Consider the following 18,962-nt stretch of genomic DNA (forward strand, 5'->3'; position numbering starts at 1 on the left):
ACCACCCGCGCCATCCGCAACGAACCCGAACGAGCACTCACTATCCTGGGCATCACCAACAACCCAGACACCTACGGAACTTGATCAAGCCCTGGCTTCCCCCTGGGTGGGTTCGTGTGAAGCGCGAGACAGAAGATACGTACCATCCGGTTTTTATTTCAAGAGCCTTCTTGGCCGACTCCCGGAGATCGCCGATCCCGCGTGGGATTTTATGGGTGAAACAGGTCGAATCATGGGCTGGAAGTTTCAGGGTTGAAAAACCGAATGGCTGGTTTTATTGTCCTGAAGCATCGACAGGGACCGTCCGGTCTCTTTCCTCGCGGTGCGGGCTGGTGCGGAGGGTGCTTGTGGCACGGCAGGAGCGGGCCATTCGGACACGGCAGGCGATCCTGCTCGCCGCGGCCGAGGTGTTCGACGCGGTCGGGTATGAGGCGGCGACCATCTCCGACGTGCTGCAGAGGTCGGGGGTGACCAAGGGCGCCCTCTATTTCCACTTCACCTCGAAGGAGGAACTGGCCCAGGCCGTCCTGGCCGCGCAGGTGTCCTCCCTCCCGCGCGTCCCGGAACAGGAACTGAAGCTTCAGGAATCGCTGGACGAGGCGCTGCTGCTGGCCTATCTGCTCCGGAAGGACACCGGTGACCCGATCGTCCAGGGCAGTGTGCGGCTGACCGTGGACCAGGGCTCGCCGAAGGACAACCTCAACCGGCGGGTGCCGATGCAGGCGTGGACCGAGCACACGCAGTCCCTCTTCGAGGAGGCCAAACTGCAGGGCGAGATCCTGCCGCACGCCGATGTCGCGGCGCTGGCCAAACTGTTCGTGGGGGCCTTCACGGGTGTGCAGGTCCTTTCGCGGATCATGACCGAGCGGGCGGATCTGGCCGAGCGGGTGGCCGATCTCTACCGCCATCTGATGCCCGCGGTCGCCGTGCCGGGGGTGCTGGTCCGCTTGGACTTCTCCCCCGACCGGGGGCCGAAGGTGTACGAGGCCGCCATGAGGCAGCGCCGGTCGGAGGCGGCGAGCGAGGCTCCGTGACGGGGGTCGCCGGGGGGCGTACTGCCCCTGCCGCGCCGCCGGGTCGGTCCGGTGAGTCCGCCGGGGGGCGATCGCTCTGTGTCGACCGTCAGGCGCCGGGCGGGGTGTAAGGGGGAGCAGGGCGGCGGGAGTTGGACGGGGGATTCGGATCGGGAGCCGGGCGGAGGCAGTCGGCTCCCGTGCGGGGGGAAGTGTCTCTTCTGTGCAGTGAGTGAGTTCCACCGTGGTGCGCCGGGCGGTGTGCCACGCCGAATGCCGGCATCCGGCACCACGTCGCATGCCGGCACCGCGTCGAGTGCCACTACTACATCGAGTGCCAGTACCGAATTGAGTACCGGAACCACGTCGGATGTCGGACGGGCCGACCGATCGAACGGAGTGCACGGATGGAGATGTCCCGATGCCCGTACGTCCTTGATGTGACGGGGCGTGACCTGGTGGGTGAGACCGCCATGTTGCGATCGCAGGGGCCGGCCGTCGAGGTGGAGCTGCCCGGTGGGGTGCGCGCCTGGGCCGTCGTGCGGCAGAAGTACGTCAAACAACTCCTCATGGATCCCCGGGTGTCGAAGGACGCCCGGCAGCACTGGCCCGACTTCATCGAGGGCCGTATCGGCACGGACTGGCCGCTCTATCCATGGGTGGCGAACGAGAACATGCTCTTCGCTTACGGGGAGCGGCACGGGCGGCTGCGCCGGCTGGTCGCCGCGGCCTTCACCGCGCGCCGCACCCAGGCCCTGCGGCCCCGGGTCGAGGAGATCGCCGAGGAACTGCTCGACGAGCTGGCCGCGGTGCCGCCGGGTGAACCGGTCGATCTGCGGGCCCGGTTCGCCAATCCGTTGCCCATGCGGGTGATCTGCGAGTTGTTCGGCATCGCGGAGGAGGCCCGTGAGCCCCTGTGCGCGGACCTGGACCTGGTGTTCGGTACGGCCGTGCCGGGCGACGAGATGGCCGCGGCGCAGGTGCGGGTCTTCGGGATGCTGGCCGACATGGTCGCCGAGAAGCGGGCCGGGCCCGGTGACGATCTGACGTCCGCCCTCATCGAGGCACGCGACGGAGCCGACGGCCGGCTCACCGAGCAGGAACTCCTCGGCACCCTCTATCTGATGATCGCCGCCGGTCAGGAGACCACCTGCACCTTCATCACCAACACGATCGCCGCGCTGCTGGCCCATCCGGAACAGCGCGCGCATGTGCGCGAGGGCCGTGCCGACTGGGCCGACGTGGTGGGGGAGACGCTGCGTACGCGCAGCCCCGCCGCGTACTCGCCGATGCGCTTCGCCGTCGAGGACATCGACCTGGACGGTGTGCGCATCGAGAAGGGCGACCCGATCCTGGTCTCCTTCGCCGGTGCGGTCTCCGATCCGGAGGCGTACGGCGACGACGTCGGTGTCTTCGATGTGCTGAGGCCCGGCCGACGGGACGATCTGGGCTTCGGGTACGGCGTGCACCGGTGTGTGGGCGCCCCGTTGGCCCGACTTGAGGCCACCACCGCGCTGGCGGCGCTCTTCGCCCGCTTCCCCGATATGGAGTCTGTAATTCCGGTGGAGGGGGTCGAATCGGTGCGGTCCTTCATCGTCAACGGATACGGATCACTTCCGGTCGTGCTGCGACCGAACTGATCCGTTTTCTCTGCCGGTTCGGGCGGGATCCTGTGCTTTCGGGGGATGGGATTCCGCCTTTCCGAGTGTGCCGCGCGGATGCTCCCGGGGCGCGTGCTCGCCCGATTGAAAACCGCACATGCGGTTTGTTATGCTCCCGATCCAGCCTCAACGGAGCGTGTGATGGCCAAGCAGGAACGTGCGGTACGAACGCGCAACGCCTTGATTCAGTCCGCCGCCGAACTCTTCACCCAGGACGGCTTCGAGTCGGTCTCGCTCTCGGCGATCAGCTCCCGGGCGGGGGTCAGCAACGGCGCGCTGCACTTCCACTTCCCCAGCAAGGCCGCACTCGCCGCGGCGGTACGGGACGCCGCGACCCGGCGGTTCGGCCGGATCACCTCCGCCGAGCGGCCGCCGCCGCAGCTCGGCGGTTCCCTTCAGGCACTCGTCGACACGAGCCATGCCCTGCTGCAGGGCCTGCGCCACGATGTCGTTCTGCGCGCCGGGTTCGAACTGGGCGACAGGGCGCGGGACGTCGGCCGGGGCGGCGACCTGTACGAGCGGTGGCATGTGTGGGTGGAGGACGCCGTCGTACGGGCCTCGCGTGATGGGCTGCTCTCCGATGTGCCGCCGCGCGATCTGGTGGCCACGGTGGTCGGCGCGACGGTCGGCTTCGCCGCGCTCGGGGAGGGCGATGTGCGCTGGCTCTCCCACACCACCCTCACCCGCTTCTGGTCGCTGCTGCTGCCCCGCATAGCCTCGGCGCCGGCCCTGCGGGGCGTCGTGGCGGCGGGACGGCGGGCGGAGGCGAGCTGACCCTCCGGCCGGGTTCACACCAGCGGGATCCGTCAGCGGCGTGACACATGGACCCGGTAGTTGCCCGCCCGGTCCTTCCCCGCCACGGTGATGACGACGCCCGTCTTCAGGTCCTGGAAGGACTGCCCGGGAACGAACGTCGCGTCGGACAACTCGGCCTGCACGTTGGGGCTGCGGGTGCAGCCGCCGCTGTTGGGCCGGGAGTCGTAGACCGTGATGGGCCCGTTGCCGGTGTCGACGTCCGCGTCCACGCGGTAGATGAGGACGCCGGGTCGGCACACCGCGGCGTCGTTGCCCTCGCGGGTGCGCACCTCGATGGCGTATCCCGCCCGGGAGCTGAGCGGGACGAAGACCAGCTTGTGTCCGCCGGTCCGGGCCAGCGGGCTCAGCGTGTACACGACGGTGCCGTGCGTGGTGGCGCAGTCGACCTGGGAGTCGTCGAGCCAGCCGAGCTTCCACTTGTGCCAGCCGAGCATGTCGTTGTCGGCGCCCCAGTCCTCGCTCATGATGTCCCAGTGCCCGACCGCGGTGCCGCCCTCCTGGGTGTAGAGGTCGGGCAGGCCGAAGGTGTGGCTGTTCTCGTGGGGCAGGACCCGGTAGCCGGTCACCGAGTAGGACCCCGAGCCGTCGTCCTGGCGGCTGTAGATGAAGGACGCGTTGGCGACGGGGACGCCGTCCGCGAGGGGCGCGTCGGCGTTGCCCGCGAAGGTCACGGACAGGACGGTGTCCAGGGCGGAGGGCCCGGCGTTCGGGGTGACAAGCACGTTCAGCAGGTCGTAGCGGCGGAAGTCCACCTCGGCGTCGGCGGCGGCGACGATGTCCTGGACGAGCTGGCGGTAACCGGGGTCGAAGGGGGCGCCGCGCTCCAGTCCGTAGGCCTTGAACGGCTTGGGCATCCGCAGCCAGCGCCGTATGGGGGCCTCGGGGTGGTAGTCGAGACGGCCGTAGGAACTGGTGGTGAACCACCGCTGGGTCTGCGGGAAGAACTCCGCGAACCGGTCGAGCGCGCTGCCCTGCCCGGGAGCGTCGGAGAAGTCGATCATCAGGGTCAGGGCGTGGACGGTCCCGGTGGAGTGGGCGTAGCCGGTGGAGGTCGGGATGCCTTCGGGCATCTGGATGTTCGGACGGCCGTGGATCATGCAGGGGCGCAGCGCCGAGGAACGGGACGGGGCGGGGCCCGCCGTCGAGGAGCCCCCCAGCAGCTGCCCGGTGCCGGCGGCGGTGGCGACCAGCAGGGTCAGCGCGGTGACCGAGGCCAGGGAGGCGGCGCGGCGAGGGGGCACCCGGCGCTGGGACGGCTGCATGTGGTGGCCCTCCGCTCCCATGGCAGCCGCCGGTCTCCGACTGCACCCTTGCGATCACCCTGTGGCGCCCTGTCCGGGAGCGCGCGCTGTAGAAGACCGAACGAGGGGTTCTAGGGCGCGAACGGGGTGAAGCCGGGGGAGGGGGGCGTGAAGCGGGGTGCAGGGCTCGTCCGGGCGTGCGGCGAACGGCTGTCCCGTCCTCCGGTCCCGATGTGGCGCGCATCACACGAAGTTGTGCCCGTGGGGGAAATAACCGGGGACGGAATCCCCGTTTAACCCTGTGTCCAGGCGAACCGGGGAAGGAATCCCCGGATCGCGTCCGCCAGCCCGAGGAGTACGCCGTGCAGACCGCGACCGCGACCCCCGTGCAGCGCCGAGCGTCCAGGCCGCGCGCCGACGCCCTGCGCAACCGGGAGCGGATCGTCACCGCCGCCCGGGAGATGTTCGTCGAGTTCGGCCCCGATGTGCCGTTCGACGAGATCGCCCGCCGGGCCGGCGTCGGCAATGCCACGGTGTACCGCAACTTCCCCGATCGCGACGCACTCGCCCGGGAGGTCGTCTGCTCGGTCCTCGACCGTACGTCAGAGGTCGCCGAGCGGGCGCTCGCCGAGCGCGCCGACGCCTTCGACGCGCTGGAGCGTTTCGCGCACGCCGCGGCCGAGGAACGGCTGAGCGCGCTGTGCCCGATGCTCTCCAGTGCGTTCGACGAGAATCACCCCGACCTGGAAGCCGCACTGGAACGGATCGAGCGGCTCGTCGAGGGGATCATGGAGCGGGCCAAGGCGGCCGGACAGCTCCGTCCCGACGTGGGCGTCGGTGATCTGACGTTCGCCGTGGCCCAGCTCAGCAGGCCGCCGGCCGGTACGGAGTGTCTGAGTGCCGACCGCTTCATGCACCGTCATATCCAGCTGTTCCTGGACGGACTGCGGGCCCCGGCCCGCTCCGAGCTGCCGGGTACGGCCGTGACCATGGAGGACCTGCGCCAACCCTGAGCGACCTGTAGCGATCACCAGCGACCGATACCGATTAGTTCAGCGAACTCAACCCGTCTGTACCGGCAGACGTCTGCATCGACGGACGCCGTACCGGCGCCCGCCGGCGCCGGCGGGCGCCTGTGAAGACGTACGTCCGCACCGACCCACGACCGTCTGCACCGACCGACGACGTCCGCGGCGAGCAGGGACACGCCCGTACCGCCGACAGACGTGACCACGACAGACATCCCGGCCGTCATCGCCGACGAGCCGTGCCGTTCGACGCCCTTCCACGTTCCGTTACGCCCTTCTCCGCCCCTTTAGGTCTCCTAGTTCCGGCCTTCACGTCCTTCTAGGTCTCCTGAGTCCCGATCTTTCCGTCACGAAGTCCCGAAGTGGGTACCTCCATGTCTGCACCAGCACGAAGCGTTCCCGGCGCTTCCGCTCCCGACAACAATCGCTGGCGAGCGCTCGTCTTCATCGCGCTCGCCCAGCTGATGGTCGTCCTCGACGCCACCATCGTGAACATCGCGCTGCCGTCCGCCCAGCGGGACCTCGGGATATCCGACGGCAACCGCCAGTGGGTCGTCACCGCGTACGCCCTCGCCTTCGGCGGTCTGCTGCTCTTCGGCGGCCGTGTCGCCGACCTGTGGGGCCGCAAGCGGGCGTTCGTCGTCGGCCTGACCGGCTTCGCCGCGGCCTCCGCGCTCGGCGGCGCCGCGCAGTCCGGCGCGATGATGTTCGGCGCCCGCGCCCTCCAGGGCGCCTTCGGCGCGCTGCTCGCCCCCGCCGCGCTGTCCCTGCTCGCGGTGATGTTCACCGACGCCAAGGAGCGCGCCAAGGCGTTCGGCATCTACGGCGCGATCGCCGGTGGCGGCGGCGCCGTCGGTCTGATCCTCGGCGGCTTCCTCACCGAGTACCTGGACTGGCGCTGGACGTTCTTCGTCAACGTCCCGTTCGCCATCGTCGCGGCGGCCGGCGCCTACTTCGTCATCCGGGAGCCGGAGGGCGGCCGCAACCGTTCGCCGCTCGACATCCCGGGCGTCATCCTCTCCACCCTCGGCCTGGTCTCCCTCGTCTACGGCTTCACGCGCGCCGAGTCCGACGGCTGGGGCGACTCCGTGACGGTCGGCCTGTTCGTCGCGGCGGCCGTCCTGCTGGTGGCCTTCGTGGTCACCGAGTCCCGGGTCAAGGCCCCGCTGCTGCCGCTGCGTGTGGTCACCGACCGCAACCGTGGCGGTGTCTACCTCTCCCTCGGCCTCGCGGTCATCGCGATGTTCGGCACGTTCCTCTTCCTGACCTACTACCTGCAGGTCGTGAAGGGCTACTCGCCGGTCAAGACCGGCTTCGCGTTCCTGCCGATGGTGGCGGGCATGATCACCGGCTCGACCCAGATCGGCACCCGCCTGATGACCCGCGTGCCCGCGCGGCTGCTGATGGGCCCCGGGTTCCTGGTGGCCGCCGTCGGCATGCTGTTCCTCGCGCAGCTGGAGATCGGTTCCTCCTACGCGGCCCTCGTGCTGCCGGCCCTGCTGATGCTCGGCCTCGGCATGGGTACGGCGTTCATGCCGGCCATGTCCCTGGCCACGCACGGCGTGCAGCCGCGGGACGCCGGTGTCGCCTCCGCGATGGTCAACACCTCCCAGCAGGTGGGCGGCGCGATCGGTACGGCCCTGCTGAACACGATCGCCTCCTCGGCGACCACGTCCTACATCAAGGACCACATGGCCACGGCGACCTCCAAGCCGCAGCGGCAGCTGGTCCAGCTCCAGGGCATGGTGCACGGCTACTCGAGCGCCATCTGGATCGCCGTCGGCATCCTCGCGCTCGCCGCGACGGTCGCCGTGACCTTCGTCAACGCCGGACGCCCGGGCGCCGGGCAGGCCTCCGCCGCGGGCTCGGGCGAGGGTGTCGAGGACGAGGTGCAGGTGCCGGTGGTCGCCCACTGACCGTGCGCACGGGCGCGGACGCCGTCCGCTGATCCCACGCCTCATCCGTACGCCCCGGTCCGCCCCGGCTCCGCCTTTCCGGCGGGCCGGGGCGGCCGTGTGTACGGAGGTGTCCGGCTCAGCGGAGCCAGGGCAGGTCCGCCCCCGCCTCCTTGGGCTGAAGTCCCTCCGAGATGACCGACATGATCTCGCCGAGGGACTTCTGCTGCTCGGGGGTGAGGCGGTCGAACAGGGCCTGGCGCACGGCCGTCACATGCCCGGGGGCGGTGCGGGCCAGCACCCCGTAGCCCTCGTCCGTGAGGACCGCGACCTGTCCTCGCTTGTCGGAGGGGCAGTTCTCGCGGCGCACCCAGCCGTTCTTCTCCAGGCGGGCGACGGCGTGCGACAGCCGGGAGCGGGTGATCTTCGCCCCGATCGCCAGCTCGGTCATCCGCATCCGCCGGTGCGGCGCCTCGGCGAGCTGGACGAGCAGTCCGTAGTACACGTGCGGCATACCCGCGTCGCGCTGCAGCTGGCGGTCCAGGTGGTCCTCGAGAAGGGTGACGGCGTGCATGTACGCACGCCATGTGCGCTGCTCCTCGTCGGTGAGCCAGCGGGTGTCCTCAGCGGGTGCCGTCTTCATGGGCTCCACTGTACGAGGCTCTTCTTGAAACTTAAACAAGTCCGCGCTACCCTAACAGAGCTTGAGGATTCAAGTAAATGCCGGAGGGAGCCACCATGTCCGTCGCCGCCGAGGAGCGCACCGCGCCCGAGCGCATGCCCGCCCTCTATCTCAGTCACGGCGCGCCCCCGCTGGCCGACGACCCGGTCTGGCCGGGCCAGCTCGCTGCCTGGTCCGCCGACCTGCCCCGGCCGAGCGCGATCCTCATGGTCTCCGCCCACTGGGAGGAGGCCCCGCTCGCCCTCGGCGCGGTGGAGACGATCCCGCTGGTCTACGACTTCTGGGGCTTCCCCGAGCACTACTACCGGGTGACCTACGCCGCCCCGGGCGCCCCGCGGCTCGCCGACTCCGTACGCAAACTGCTGCGCGCCCCCGGCATTCCGGTCCAGGACTTCCCGGACCGCGGCCTGGACCACGGCGCGTATGTGCCGCTGGTCGAGATGTTCCCCGAGGCCGACATCCCGGTTCTGCAGATCTCCCTGCCGACCCTCGACCCGGTGAAGCTCCTCGAGATCGGCCGCAAGCTGGCCCCGCTGCGCGACGAGGGCGTCCTGATCGTCGGTTCCGGCTTCTTCACCCACAACCTGGCCGCCCTGCGCCACGCGGGCGGGGGAGTGCCTGGCTGGTCGGCGGAGTTCGACGACTGGGGCCACCGTGCGCTGGAGGCCGGTGACATCGACGCCCTTCTCGACTTCGCCCACAAGTCGCCGGCGGGCCGGCTCGCCCACCCGCGCACGGAGCACTTCGCCCCGCTCTTCGTGACGCTGGGCGCGGCGGACGCCGCGGGGGAGCTGGATGCGCACAGGTCGGTGATCGACGGGTTCTGGATGGGGCTCGCGAAGAGGTCGGTGCAGTTCGGCTGACCGCCGCGCGGTCACAGCTCCTTCTCGTACCAGGCCACGTCCCAGTACCGGCCGAACTTGCGGCCCACCTGCCGGTAGGTGCCCACATGCCGGAAGCCGAAGCGTTCGTGCAGCCGCACGGACGCTTCGTTGGGCTGTGCGATGCCCGCGTACGCGCGGTGGAGGTCCTCGCCGGCGAGCGCCGCGAAGAGGGCCTCGTACAGACGTGCGCCCACGCCGCGGCCCGTGGCGTGGGCGGCGAGATAGACCGTCACCTCCACCGAGGTCGCATAGGCGGGCTTGGTGCGAAAGGCGCTGGACGTGGCGTACCCCAGGATCTCCTGTGAGTCGCTGTCCACGGCAACCATCAGGCGGTGCGGTCCGTCTTCAGGGTGGGAGAGCAGCCAAGGACGTCGCTCTTCCGGAGTGAAGATCGCGGTATCGAAGGTGATCGGTGTCGTGTGTACGTAGTGGTTGTAGATGTCCGTGAGGGCCCCGAGGTCGTTCTCGACTCCTGGCCTGACCTGCACCTCTGTACGTTCCGACGCCATCCTGCCTCCCTGGTGGCGGCACAGGGTACTGCATGATCAGAAAAATCGAGGGGCAGGTTGGGAATTCTGTCCGGATTGCAGTCGTTGTTTCCTTCGGATGCCGGGCACCCGAATGGGTGTTCTCAGTGCCAACAGGACCATCCGCCAGCCCACCATCGCAAGGGAGCACGCATGGCAACCCGTGCCGTCGCCCGTCGCAAGTCCGCCGAAGGCGAGACCGTCGACGCGGCAAACAGTGTTCGCGCCCATGGCGGCGAGATCGCCGATCGCGACCTGGTCGGCATGTACCTCGACGAGATCGCGCGTACACCGCTGCTCGACGCCGCCAAGGAGGTCGAGCTGTCCCAGACCATAGAGGCCGGCGTCTTCGCGCGGCAGATCCTCGACGGTGAGGAGGAGGCCAAGGCGGATGCCACCCGTGAGGAGTTGGCGGCCCTGGTCGCCGAGGGCGAGCGGGCCAAGGACGTCTTCATACGTTCGAACCTGCGCCTCGTCGTGGCCGTCGCGCGACGCTATCCGCGCAGTGGCCTGCCGCTGCTCGACCTGATCCAGGAGGGCAACGCGGGTCTGGTGCGCGCGGTCGAGAAGTTCGACTACCGCAAGGGCTTCAAGTTCTCGACGTACGCGACCTGGTGGATCCGTCAGGCCATCACCCGGTCGATCGCCGACCAGTCCCGGACCATCCGGCTGCCCGTGCACCTGGTCGAGGAGCTCGGCCGGATCCGCCGGGTCCAGCGTGAGTTCAACCGTGAGCACGGCCGGGACCCCGAGCCCGCCGAGATCGCGACCGAGCTGGACACGACGGCGGAGCGCATCAGCGACGTCCTCGACTGGGCCCGCGACCCGGTGTCGCTGAACATGTCGGTGGACGACGAGGGCGAGACCCAGTTCGGCGATCTGCTGGAGGACACCTCCGCGGTGTCGCCGGAGCAGTCGGTCCTCACGCTGCTGCGCAGCGAGGAACTGGACGACCTCATCGGCCGGCTCGACGACCGCACGGCGTCGATCATCAAGATGCGGTACGGCATCGAGGACGGCCGGGAGCGCACCCTGACGGAGGTCGGCAAGGAGCACGGCCTGACGCGTGAGCGCATCCGCCAGATCGAGAAGCACGCGCTGCTGGAGCTGAAGAAGCTGGCCCGGGACACCGGGTTCGACGCGGCGGCGTGACGGCATCCGCGGGATCGAGGCGCACACCGGTCCCGCCGCGCCGGGCCGTGCGACTTGGCGCTGTTGCGTCGCTTCAACCTGCCGGGTCCGGGGCACAAGACCTCCGGGCCCTCCCACGCACGGGCCGGAACTCGCGGTCCGGGCCCTCTCAGCCGAGTCCCGACGCACTCCCCCCGGCGGCGGGACTCCTCCGGAGCCGGGCTCCGGCGCCACTCCCCCCTGGCGCCGGGGCCCGGCTCTTCCCTGTGCAGGGACAGAGGCAGGCCGACCGGGTCGCCCCGGACCTGAACCCCGGGGCGGCCCGGATGGCAGATTGTGCCACAGCGGCATAACCTGCCGTTGTGACCGGTACCAACCGTACGAGCGGGGCCTTTTCCCGCCGTACGTCGCAAGAACCCGGGGGCGTGTCCGCGGACGGGCTTGCCCCCTCGCATGACGAGCCTGTGCAGCGTGACAAGGGTGAGTCGCTGATCGAGCGACGTAAGGCGGCGACCCGTATGGAGATCGCCCGGGCCGCCGCGGGGCTGTTCATGGCGAACGGACTGCGCGCCACCCGGGCCGAGGACATCGCCCGGGCCGCCGGAGTGGCTCCGCGCACCTTCTACCGCTACTTCGCGACCAAGGAGGAGGCGCTCGCGCCGCTGTTCTCCGAGGGCGCCCATCTATGGGTGCAGGCGGTCCGTGCGGCCCCGGCCGGGCTGACCGTCGCCGAGGCCCTGCGCCACGCGGCGGTGCACACCCTGACCCCGGGCGTCGGCGTGTCCGCGACCTCCCTGGAGTGGGTCCGCGCCCTGCTGTGCCTCATCGACACCAACCCCGCGCTCACCAAGGTCTGGGCCGAGATCTGCCAGGCCACGGAACGGGAGCTGGCGCAGGCGCTCGCGAAGCGGACACAGGGGTGTGACGAGGCGTCAGCGGCCGTCACGCCCGCCCTGCGTTTCGCTGCCGCCATCGCCGGAGCCGCCGTCCGGGTGGCCGTGGAGACCTGGGCCGCGGGCGCCAGCCCGGCCGACGGCCCCGACGGGCCCGCCGCTCACGCCGTACGCAATCTAGAGGCTCTCGGGGAGTTCGCCTGGGGAAGCGGCTGAGGGGGCGGACGGGTTCGGGGCGGGCCGCTCCTCCCGTGCGGGTCCGGTGCCCGCCGCCCGGCTCAGCCGTGCCCCCAACTCCCCGGTACGGGCGATGAGTTCGGGCGGTGCTTGGACGGTGAACGGGCAGTCCACCAGGGCCAGCCGTATCGCCAGCCACTCCACCGAGTCGTTCGCCGTACCGCGCAGCCGGCAGCTGTGCTCGTCGAGCGGCTCGGGTTCGTCGAACCACCGGGGCAGGCGCGCCGCCACGAAGTCCGCGGACGCGGCGAAGGTCGCCTCGAACTCGTAGGTCTCCTGGCGCCGGTACATCGACCGCCGCAGATACTCCGCCGCGTTCTTCGCCGGCAGCTCGCGCGGTGTGAACCGCACGCCCGTCGCGAAGGGCGCGCTGACCCGGTCCACCCGGAACGTGCGCCAGTCGTCGCGTTCGAGGTCGTAGGCGACGAGGTACCAGCGGCGTCCCGTCGACACCAGGCGGTACGGCTCGGCCAGGCGACGTGACTCCGTGCCGTCCTTGGCGCGGTACGCGAACCGCAGCCGCTCCCCGCCCGCGATCGTCGAGGCGATCACGGTCAGCGTCTCCGGCGCGATGCTCGCCCCGTCGCCGCTGGTCAGCGCGGTGGTGGCGGCCTGGAGCGTGGCGACGCGATGACGCAGCCGGCCCGGCAGCACCTGTTCCAGCTTGGCCAGCGCGCGCACGGACGCCTCCTCCACGCCCTCGACCGCGTGCCCCGCCCCCGCGCGCAGCCCCACCGCGATCGCCACGGCCTCCTCGTCGTCGAGCACCAGCGGCGGCATGGCCTTCCCGGCGACCAGCCGGTACCCGCCGTCGGCCCCTCTGCTGGCCTGGACCGGGTAGCCCAGCTCGCGCAGCCGGTCGATGTCGCGCCGGACGGTGCGCCGGGACACCCCGAGCCGCTCGGCGAGCTCGCCGCCGGGCCACTCACGGGGAGTCTGCAGCAGGGACAGCAGCTGGAGGAGCCGCGCCGGGGTGTCGGTCGTCATACGTCGAGAATGCATGAGAACGAGGACATGATCTGACCTATTGGCCCTCTACCTTCGGAGCATGACCTCCACCGACAGCACAATCAGTACCGGCGCGGCCGACGGGCCCCCGGCCGGCGCGAGCGACCGGCGCCGCTGGTTCGCGCTCGCGATCGTGATGACCGCGGCCTTCATGGACCTGGTCGACGTCACGATCGTCAACATCGCGATCCCCTCCATCCAGCGTGACGAGGGCGCCTCCTTCAGCCAGATCCAGTGGATCACCGCGGGATACGCGCTCGCCTTCGCCGCCGGGCTGATCACCGGTGGCAGGCTCGGCGACATTCACGGCCGCAAGCGCCTCTTCCTGATCGGCATCGGCGGCTTCACGCTCGCGTCCGCGCTCTGCGGCTTCGCGGCCAACCCCGAGATGCTCGTCGCCTCGCGGATCCTGCAGGGCGCGATGGCCGCGATGATGGTCCCGCAGGTGCTGTCGATCGTGCACGCCACCTTCCCGGCGCACGAGCGGGGCAAGGTCTTCGGCCTCTTCGGCGCCATCGTGGGGCTGGGAGCCGTCTCGGGGCCGCTGCTCGGCGCGCTGCTCACCGAGTGGAACCTGTTCGGGCTGGAATGGCGCCCCATCTTCCTGATCAACCTGCCGGTCGGCATCGTGGCGTATCTGCTCGGCCGCCGCTTCATCACGGAGTCGAAGGCCCCCCGGGCCCTGCGCCTCGACCTCGTCGGGGTGGCCCTGGTGACGCTGGGTCTGCTGATGCTGCTCTACCCGCTCACGCGCGGCCGGGAGCTGGGCTGGCCGCTGTGGGGGTACGCGTCGATGGCGGGCTCGCTGGTCGTCCTCGGGGTGCTGGTGGCGTACGAGCGGCGCAAGGCCGCCCGCGACGGCTCCCCGCTTGTCGAGCTGTCGCTGTTCCGGGTGAAGAGCTTCGCCGCGGGCATCGCGGTGCAGACGGTGTTCGGGATCGGCCTCGGCGTCTTCTTCCTGGTCTGGACGCTGTACATGCAGGTGGGCCTGGGGTGGAGCGCCCTGCGGGCCGGTCTGACGGGCGTGCCGTTCTCGCTCGCGGTCTCGACGGCGGCCGGGATGTCGGTGCAGAAGCTGGTCCCGCGCTTCGGCCGCAAGGTGCTGCAGGCGGGCGCGCTGCTGATGGCGGCGGGTGTGCTCATCTACATCGCCGAGGCCCACCGGTACGGCCTGTCCATCGCCTCCTGGCAGATGGCGCTGCCGCTGGTGGTCATGGGCGCGGGCATGGGCCTGATCGTGGCGCCGCTGACGGACGCGGTGCTCTCCGAGGTGCCGCGGGAGCACTCCGGTTCGGCGTCGGGGCTGATCAACACGGTGCAGCAGATGGGCAACGCGCTCGGCCTCGGGCTGGTGTCGGTGGTCTTCTTCGGCGAGATCGACGACCGGCTCGCCCCGGCCGCGGTGGGCCCGGCCTTTGTGCACGCCTTCCAGCACGCGCTGGGCTATGTCGTGGCCGTGCTGGTCGTGATCTTCCTGCTGATGTTCGCGCTGCCGAAGCGGCCGGCGCAGCACGTGGAGGGCGCGGAGGAGGCGGACGCGGAGCCTGCCGGGGAGCCGGTGCTCGTCTCCTGAGTGTGCGCGGGGCCCCTGACGCCCGGCGGGTCGCGTTCCCTGCGCGCCCACCGGGCGTCGGCGCGTTCGGCCCCCTCAGGGGCACCCCGCCCGATTGCGCCCGTTCCGATGCCCGAACCTGTTTACTTTTCGGACACGCGGCCGTAGCCTCCCACCTGAAACCACACGTTCGGGCATCAGTCGGAGGCGAACGGACATGTACGCACCGGAGCGGCAGCAGGAGATCCTCCGGCTTGCCCGTGACGGCGGCCGGGTGGACGTCATGTCGCTGGCCGAGGAGTTCCAGGTCACGGCGGAGACGATCCGCCGCGACCTCAAGGCCCTGGACCGCGCCGGCCTGGTGCGCCGGGTGCACGGCGGCGCCATACCCGCCGGACGCCTGGACTTCGAGCCCGACCTCGCGGAACGGGAGTCCACGGCGGCCGACGAGAAGGACCGGATCGCACAGGCGGCCGTCGCCGAGCTGCCGAGCGAGGGCACGATGATCCTCGACGCCGGCTCGACCGTCGCCCGGCTGGCCGGGGCCATCCCCCTGGACGCCTCCCTCACCGTGGTCACCCACAGCCTTCCCACCGCGGCCCGCCTCGCGGACCACCCCGGTATCCAGCTCCATCTGGTCGGGGGGCGCGTACGGCACCGTACGCGCGCCGCCGTGGACGCCTGGGCGCTGAGCGCGTACGCCGAGATCCGGGCCGATATCGCGTTCGTCGCCGCCAACGGCTTCTCCGCCGGTCACGGACTGACCACCCCCGACCTCGCCGAGGCCGCCGTCAAGCGCGCCGCGATCCGCGCCGCCCGCAGGGTCGTGCTGCTCGCCGACTCCTCCAAGCACGGCCAGGAGCACTTCGCCCGCTTCGGCGACCTCGGTGATGTGGACCTGCTGATCACCGACAGCGGGTTGAGCCCCGAGGACGCCGCCGCGATCGAGCGCGGCGGCACGGAAGTAGTGCGCGCATGATTCTCACCGTCACCCCGAACCCCTCTCTCGACCGTACGTACGAGGTTCCGTCCCTCGACCGCGGCGAGGTCATCCGGGCCACCGGTGAACGCATGGACCCGGGCGGCAAGGGCGTGAACGTCTCGCGCGCCGTCGCGGCCGCCGGTCGGCGCACGGTCGCGGTGCTCCCGCTGGGCGGGGCGCCCGGTGCGCTCGTCGCCGAGCTGCTCCACGACCAGGGCATCGCCGTGGCGCCGGTGCCGATCGCCGGAGCTACCCGGTCCAACATCTCGGTCGCCGAACCCGACGGCACCCTCACGAAGATCAACGCGCCCGGTCCCGAGCTGTCCCCCGCCGAGGCCGAGCTGCTGCTGGAGAGGGTCCGCGACCAGTACAGCGCGGCGGAGACCACGTGGATCACCTGCTGCGGCAGCCTGCCGCGCGGACTCGCCCCGTCCTGGTACGCCGACCTGGTCGCCCGTGCCCACGCCGCGGGCGCCAGGATCGCGCTCGACACCTCGGGGCCCGCGCTCCTCGAAGCGCTGCGCGAGCGCCCGGACGTGGTGAAGCCGAACGCCGAGGAACTCGCGGCGGCCGTCGGGCGCCCGCTCCTCACCGTCGGCGACGCGGCCAAGGCGGCCGAGGAGCTGCGCGAGATGGGCGCGGGCGCCGTGCTCGCGAGCCTCGGCGCGGACGGGCAGCTGCTCGTGTCCGACACGGGTGTGTGGTTCGGCAGCGCCCGCGTCGACGCCGTACGCAGCAACGTCGGCGCCGGCGACTCCTCCCTCGCCGGTTTCCTGATCGCGGGCGGCACCGGACCCGAGGCCCTGGCCTCGGCCGTCGCCCATGGAGCCGCGGCGGTCCAGCTGCCCGGCAGCGTGATGCCGACCCCGGCCGATCTGGACCCCTCCGCCGTGACGGTGACGTCGGAGGTGCCTCTGGACCGCGTGCTGACGGAGCCGGCGTCATGACCGCGCGCCATCCGTCACCGCGCCCGCGACGGCACCCGGCCGTCGCCGCCGAAGCCGGAGGGAGGCGGGTTTTCCCCGGACCCGCCTCCCTCCTCATCCCTCTTGGGCTCCCCGCCCTCCCGGACCCACCCCCCAGCACCCCCATCCCCACCCCCGCCCCCGCCCGTCACACCCCCCGGGCGATACGCGTGCGAAGGAGCCCGCGATGAGCCAGATGATCACCGCGGACCTGGTCGATCTCGACCTGTCCGCCGACACCAAGGAAGCGGCGGCACGTGCCCTCGCCGAACGGATGGTGGCCCAGGGCCGGGTGACCGACCTGGAGGGCTTCCTCGCGGACGTCGCGGCCCGCGAGGCTCAGATGCCGACCGGTCTCGACGGCGGCATCGGCATCCCGCACTGCCGCAGCGAGCACGTCACCGAGCCGACGCTCGCCTTCGGGCGCAGCGCACAGGGCATCGACTTCGGTGCCGCGGACGGCCCGGCCGACCTGATCTTCCTGATCGCGGCTCCCGCGGGTGCGGACGACGCGCATCTGACGATCCTGTCCTCCCTCGCCCGCCAGCTGATGAACGCCGATTTCACCACCGCGCTGCGGGCCGTGGACGACGCGGCTGCCGCCGCCGCGCTCATCCGCGGTGACGAGGCTCCGGCCGATGGCGCCGAGGAAGCCGCGGAGGCCGTGTCCGAGGCCGGTTCCGGTGCGTCCGCCGAAGCAGCCGCGGGCGACACGGCCCCGGTTCCGGGTGCGCGCGACGCGGAGGACGCCGGTGCTCCGGCCGGGCAGCCGTTCCGTATCGTCGCCGTCACCTCCTGCCCCACCGGTATCGCGCACACCTATATGGCCGCCGAGTCGCTGGAGAACGCGGGCCGCGAGGCGGGCATCGAGGTCGTCGTCGAGACGCAGGGTTCGGCCGGCTTCACCCGGCTCGACCCGGCCGTCATCGAGGCGGCGGACGGCGTGATCTTCGCCCATGACGTGCCCGTACGGGACAAGGACCGCTTCGCCGGCAAGCCGACCGTCGACGTCGGCGTGAAGGCGGGCATCAACCGGCCCACCGAGCTGATCGCCGAGGTGCGCGAGAAGGCCGCGCGCGGCGAGGTCACCGCGGCGGCCGGCGCCCCGGCGTCCCCGGTCGAGCGGACCGGTGACTCCGGCGAGGGCTACGGCACCAAGCTGCGCAAGTGGCTGATGTCCGGTGTGAGCTACATGGTTCCCTTCGTCGCCGCGGGCGGTCTGCTCATCGCCCTCGGCTTCGCGATCGGCGGCTACAAGATCAACAAGGCGCCGTCGGTCATGGGCCACTTCGTGTGGACCCAGACGGACAGCTGGGCCGCGCTGCTCTTCCAGATCGGCGTGGTGTCCTTCGGCTTCCTCGTCCCGGTCCTGGCCGGCTACATCGCCTACGGCATGGCAGACCGCCCCGGTCTCGTGCCCGGTTTCGTCGGCGGCTCGATCGCCCTCACCATCAACGCGGGCTTCCTCGGCGGTCTGGTCGCCGGTCTGCTCGCCGGTGGTGTGGTGATGGCGATCCAGAAGATCGAGATCCCGGCGGCGGTGCGCGGCATCATGCCGGTGGTGGTGATCCCGCTGATCTCCTCGGCGATCGTCGGATTCCTGATGTTCGTCGTCGTCGGAAAGCCCATCGCCTCCGCGCAGAAGGGCCTGACCGACTGGCTGAACGGTCTCACGGGCACCAACGCCGTCCTGCTCGGCGCGCTGCTCGGCCTGATGATGTGCTTCGACCTCGGTGGCCCGGTCAACAAGGTCGCCTACACCTTCGCCACCGCCGGTATCGCGGTCTCCAACCCGAGCGACTCGGCAATGAAGATCATGGCCGCGGTGATGGCCGCCGGTATGGTCCCGCCGCTGGCGATGGCCCTGGCGACCACGGTCCGCGGCAAGCTCTTCACGCACACCGAGCGTGAGAACGGCAAGGCCGCCTGGGTGCTGGGTGCCTCCTTCATCTCCGAGGGCGCGATCCCGTTCGCGGCGGCCGACCCGCTGCGCGTCATCCCCTCGTCGATGGTCGGCGGCGCGATCACCGGCGCCCTGTCGATGGCCTTCGGCGCCACCCTGCGCGCCCCCCACGGCGGCATCTTCGTGGTCCCGCTCATCGGCAACCCGTTCCTCTACCTGGTCGCCATCGCGGCCGGCGTGTGTGCGACGACGGCCCTGGTGGTGGTCCTGAAGGGCCTGCGCAAGCAGAACCCCGAGGGTGCGGCGGGCGAGTCGGGCGGCGCCATAGCGGCTCCGTCCGAGGCCAAGCAGCCGGTCGCCGCCTGATCGGACTCCGCGCCAGCACAACACGCGTCGGCCGCAACCCCGGTGAGGGTGTTGCGGCCGATGTGTATGCCCGACGTGTCCGTTCGACGACGAGCGGCCCGTTTACGGCGCATACGCGCCCTTGGTCACCTCTTCGCTTCTTTTCCTTACTATCCGCACCTGCGAGATGCGTCACGAT

General features: G+C 70.9%; 16 protein-coding genes. 12 read left to right on the top strand and 4 right to left on the bottom strand.

Annotated elements, in window-relative coordinates; genetic code table 11:
* The first annotated feature begins 347 nt into the window (after positions 1–347).
* From ACFYX0_RS10295 to ACFYX0_RS10305, 3 genes are all read left to right on the top strand, one after another.
* Positions 348–1,034: a ScbR family autoregulator-binding transcription factor gene (locus tag ACFYX0_RS10295; protein WP_355918704.1), complete on the top strand. Its 687-nt coding sequence runs from the start codon at positions 348–350 to the stop codon at positions 1,032–1,034.
* Positions 1,035–1,420: 386 nt separating this feature from the next.
* A complete protein-coding gene (locus ACFYX0_RS10300) occupies positions 1,421–2,653 on the top strand; it encodes a cytochrome P450 (RefSeq protein ID WP_388968811.1) in 1,233 nt (410 codons plus the stop codon).
* Between the two features lie 162 nt (positions 2,654–2,815).
* Positions 2,816–3,448 (top strand): ScbR family autoregulator-binding transcription factor, encoded by a 633-nt coding sequence (locus ACFYX0_RS10305; RefSeq protein ID WP_388968814.1) that lies wholly within the window; start codon positions 2,816–2,818, stop codon positions 3,446–3,448.
* A 32-nt stretch (positions 3,449–3,480) separates the two neighbouring features.
* On the opposite strand, the gene ACFYX0_RS10310 is transcribed toward ACFYX0_RS10305, so the two are convergent.
* Positions 3,481–4,752, bottom strand: coding sequence for a M6 family metalloprotease domain-containing protein (locus tag ACFYX0_RS10310; RefSeq protein WP_388968817.1), 1,272 nt, complete (start codon positions 4,750–4,752; stop codon positions 3,481–3,483).
* A 341-nt stretch (positions 4,753–5,093) separates the two neighbouring features.
* Here ACFYX0_RS10310 and ACFYX0_RS10315 point away from each other — a divergent pair, with 341 nt between their 5' ends.
* Together ACFYX0_RS10315 and ACFYX0_RS10320 are read left to right on the top strand one after the other, a co-directional pair.
* Positions 5,094–5,744 (top strand): TetR/AcrR family transcriptional regulator, encoded by a 651-nt coding sequence (locus ACFYX0_RS10315; protein WP_388968820.1) that lies wholly within the window; start codon positions 5,094–5,096, stop codon positions 5,742–5,744.
* 389 nt (positions 5,745–6,133) lie between these two features.
* Positions 6,134–7,675, top strand: a complete 1,542-nt coding sequence (locus tag ACFYX0_RS10320; RefSeq protein ID WP_388968823.1) for an MFS transporter — start codon at positions 6,134–6,136, stop codon at positions 7,673–7,675.
* A 118-nt stretch (positions 7,676–7,793) separates the two neighbouring features.
* Here the strand turns inward: ACFYX0_RS10320 and ACFYX0_RS10325 are convergent, their stop codons facing one another.
* Positions 7,794–8,297 (bottom strand): MarR family transcriptional regulator, encoded by a 504-nt coding sequence (locus ACFYX0_RS10325; protein ID WP_355918691.1) that lies wholly within the window; start codon positions 8,295–8,297, stop codon positions 7,794–7,796.
* A gap of 95 nt (positions 8,298–8,392) precedes the next feature.
* Here ACFYX0_RS10325 and ACFYX0_RS10330 point away from each other — a divergent pair, with 95 nt between their 5' ends.
* On the top strand, positions 8,393–9,199 hold the full coding sequence (locus tag ACFYX0_RS10330) for a dioxygenase (protein WP_388969211.1): 807 nt from the start codon (positions 8,393–8,395) through the stop codon (positions 9,197–9,199).
* An 11-nt stretch (positions 9,200–9,210) separates the two neighbouring features.
* On the opposite strand, the gene ACFYX0_RS10335 is transcribed toward ACFYX0_RS10330, so the two are convergent.
* Positions 9,211–9,729 (bottom strand): GNAT family N-acetyltransferase, encoded by a 519-nt coding sequence (locus tag ACFYX0_RS10335; RefSeq protein ID WP_388968826.1) that lies wholly within the window; start codon positions 9,727–9,729, stop codon positions 9,211–9,213.
* 171 nt (positions 9,730–9,900) lie between these two features.
* On the opposite strand from ACFYX0_RS10335, the gene ACFYX0_RS10340 reads away from it, so the two are divergent.
* Positions 9,901–10,899, top strand: coding sequence for an RNA polymerase sigma factor RpoD/SigA (locus ACFYX0_RS10340; RefSeq protein WP_388968829.1), 999 nt, complete (start codon positions 9,901–9,903; stop codon positions 10,897–10,899).
* A 497-nt stretch (positions 10,900–11,396) separates the two neighbouring features.
* The gene (locus ACFYX0_RS10345) at positions 11,397–11,987 is read left to right on the top strand and encodes a TetR family transcriptional regulator (RefSeq protein ID WP_388969214.1); all 591 of its coding nucleotides are present in this window, start codon (positions 11,397–11,399) and stop codon (positions 11,985–11,987) included.
* Here ACFYX0_RS10345 and ACFYX0_RS10350 read toward each other — a convergent pair.
* A complete protein-coding gene (locus tag ACFYX0_RS10350; protein WP_388968832.1) occupies positions 11,949–12,995 on the bottom strand; it encodes a helix-turn-helix transcriptional regulator in 1,047 nt (348 codons plus the stop codon). The two genes, ACFYX0_RS10345 and ACFYX0_RS10350, sit on opposite strands and share 39 nt — an antisense overlap.
* 61 nt (positions 12,996–13,056) lie before the next feature.
* Here ACFYX0_RS10350 and ACFYX0_RS10355 point away from each other — a divergent pair, with 61 nt between their 5' ends.
* The 4 genes from ACFYX0_RS10355 to ACFYX0_RS10370 all read left to right on the top strand — a co-directional run bounded on the left by ACFYX0_RS10355 (position 13,057) and on the right by ACFYX0_RS10370 (position 18,784).
* Positions 13,057–14,589, top strand: coding sequence for an MFS transporter (locus ACFYX0_RS10355; RefSeq protein ID WP_388968835.1), 1,533 nt, complete (start codon positions 13,057–13,059; stop codon positions 14,587–14,589).
* 196 nt (positions 14,590–14,785) lie between these two features.
* The gene (locus tag ACFYX0_RS10360) at positions 14,786–15,547 is read left to right on the top strand and encodes a DeoR/GlpR family DNA-binding transcription regulator (protein ID WP_311695507.1); all 762 of its coding nucleotides are present in this window, start codon (positions 14,786–14,788) and stop codon (positions 15,545–15,547) included.
* Positions 15,544–16,497, top strand: a complete 954-nt coding sequence (gene pfkB, locus ACFYX0_RS10365; RefSeq protein ID WP_388968838.1) for a 1-phosphofructokinase — start codon at positions 15,544–15,546, stop codon at positions 16,495–16,497. The genes ACFYX0_RS10360 and pfkB overlap by 4 nt, the downstream gene beginning before the upstream one ends.
* 205 nt (positions 16,498–16,702) lie before the next feature.
* Entirely contained in the window at positions 16,703–18,784 is a 2,082-nt protein-coding gene (locus ACFYX0_RS10370) for a fructose-specific PTS transporter subunit EIIC (RefSeq protein ID WP_388968841.1), read from the top strand.
* The last annotated feature ends 178 nt before the right edge of the window (positions 18,785–18,962 follow it).

It is taken from the genome of Streptomyces sp. NPDC002573 (assembly GCF_042889625.1).
In the GTDB taxonomy this organism is placed as follows: Bacteria; Actinomycetota; Actinomycetes; order Streptomycetales; family Streptomycetaceae; genus Streptomyces; species Streptomyces gibsoniae.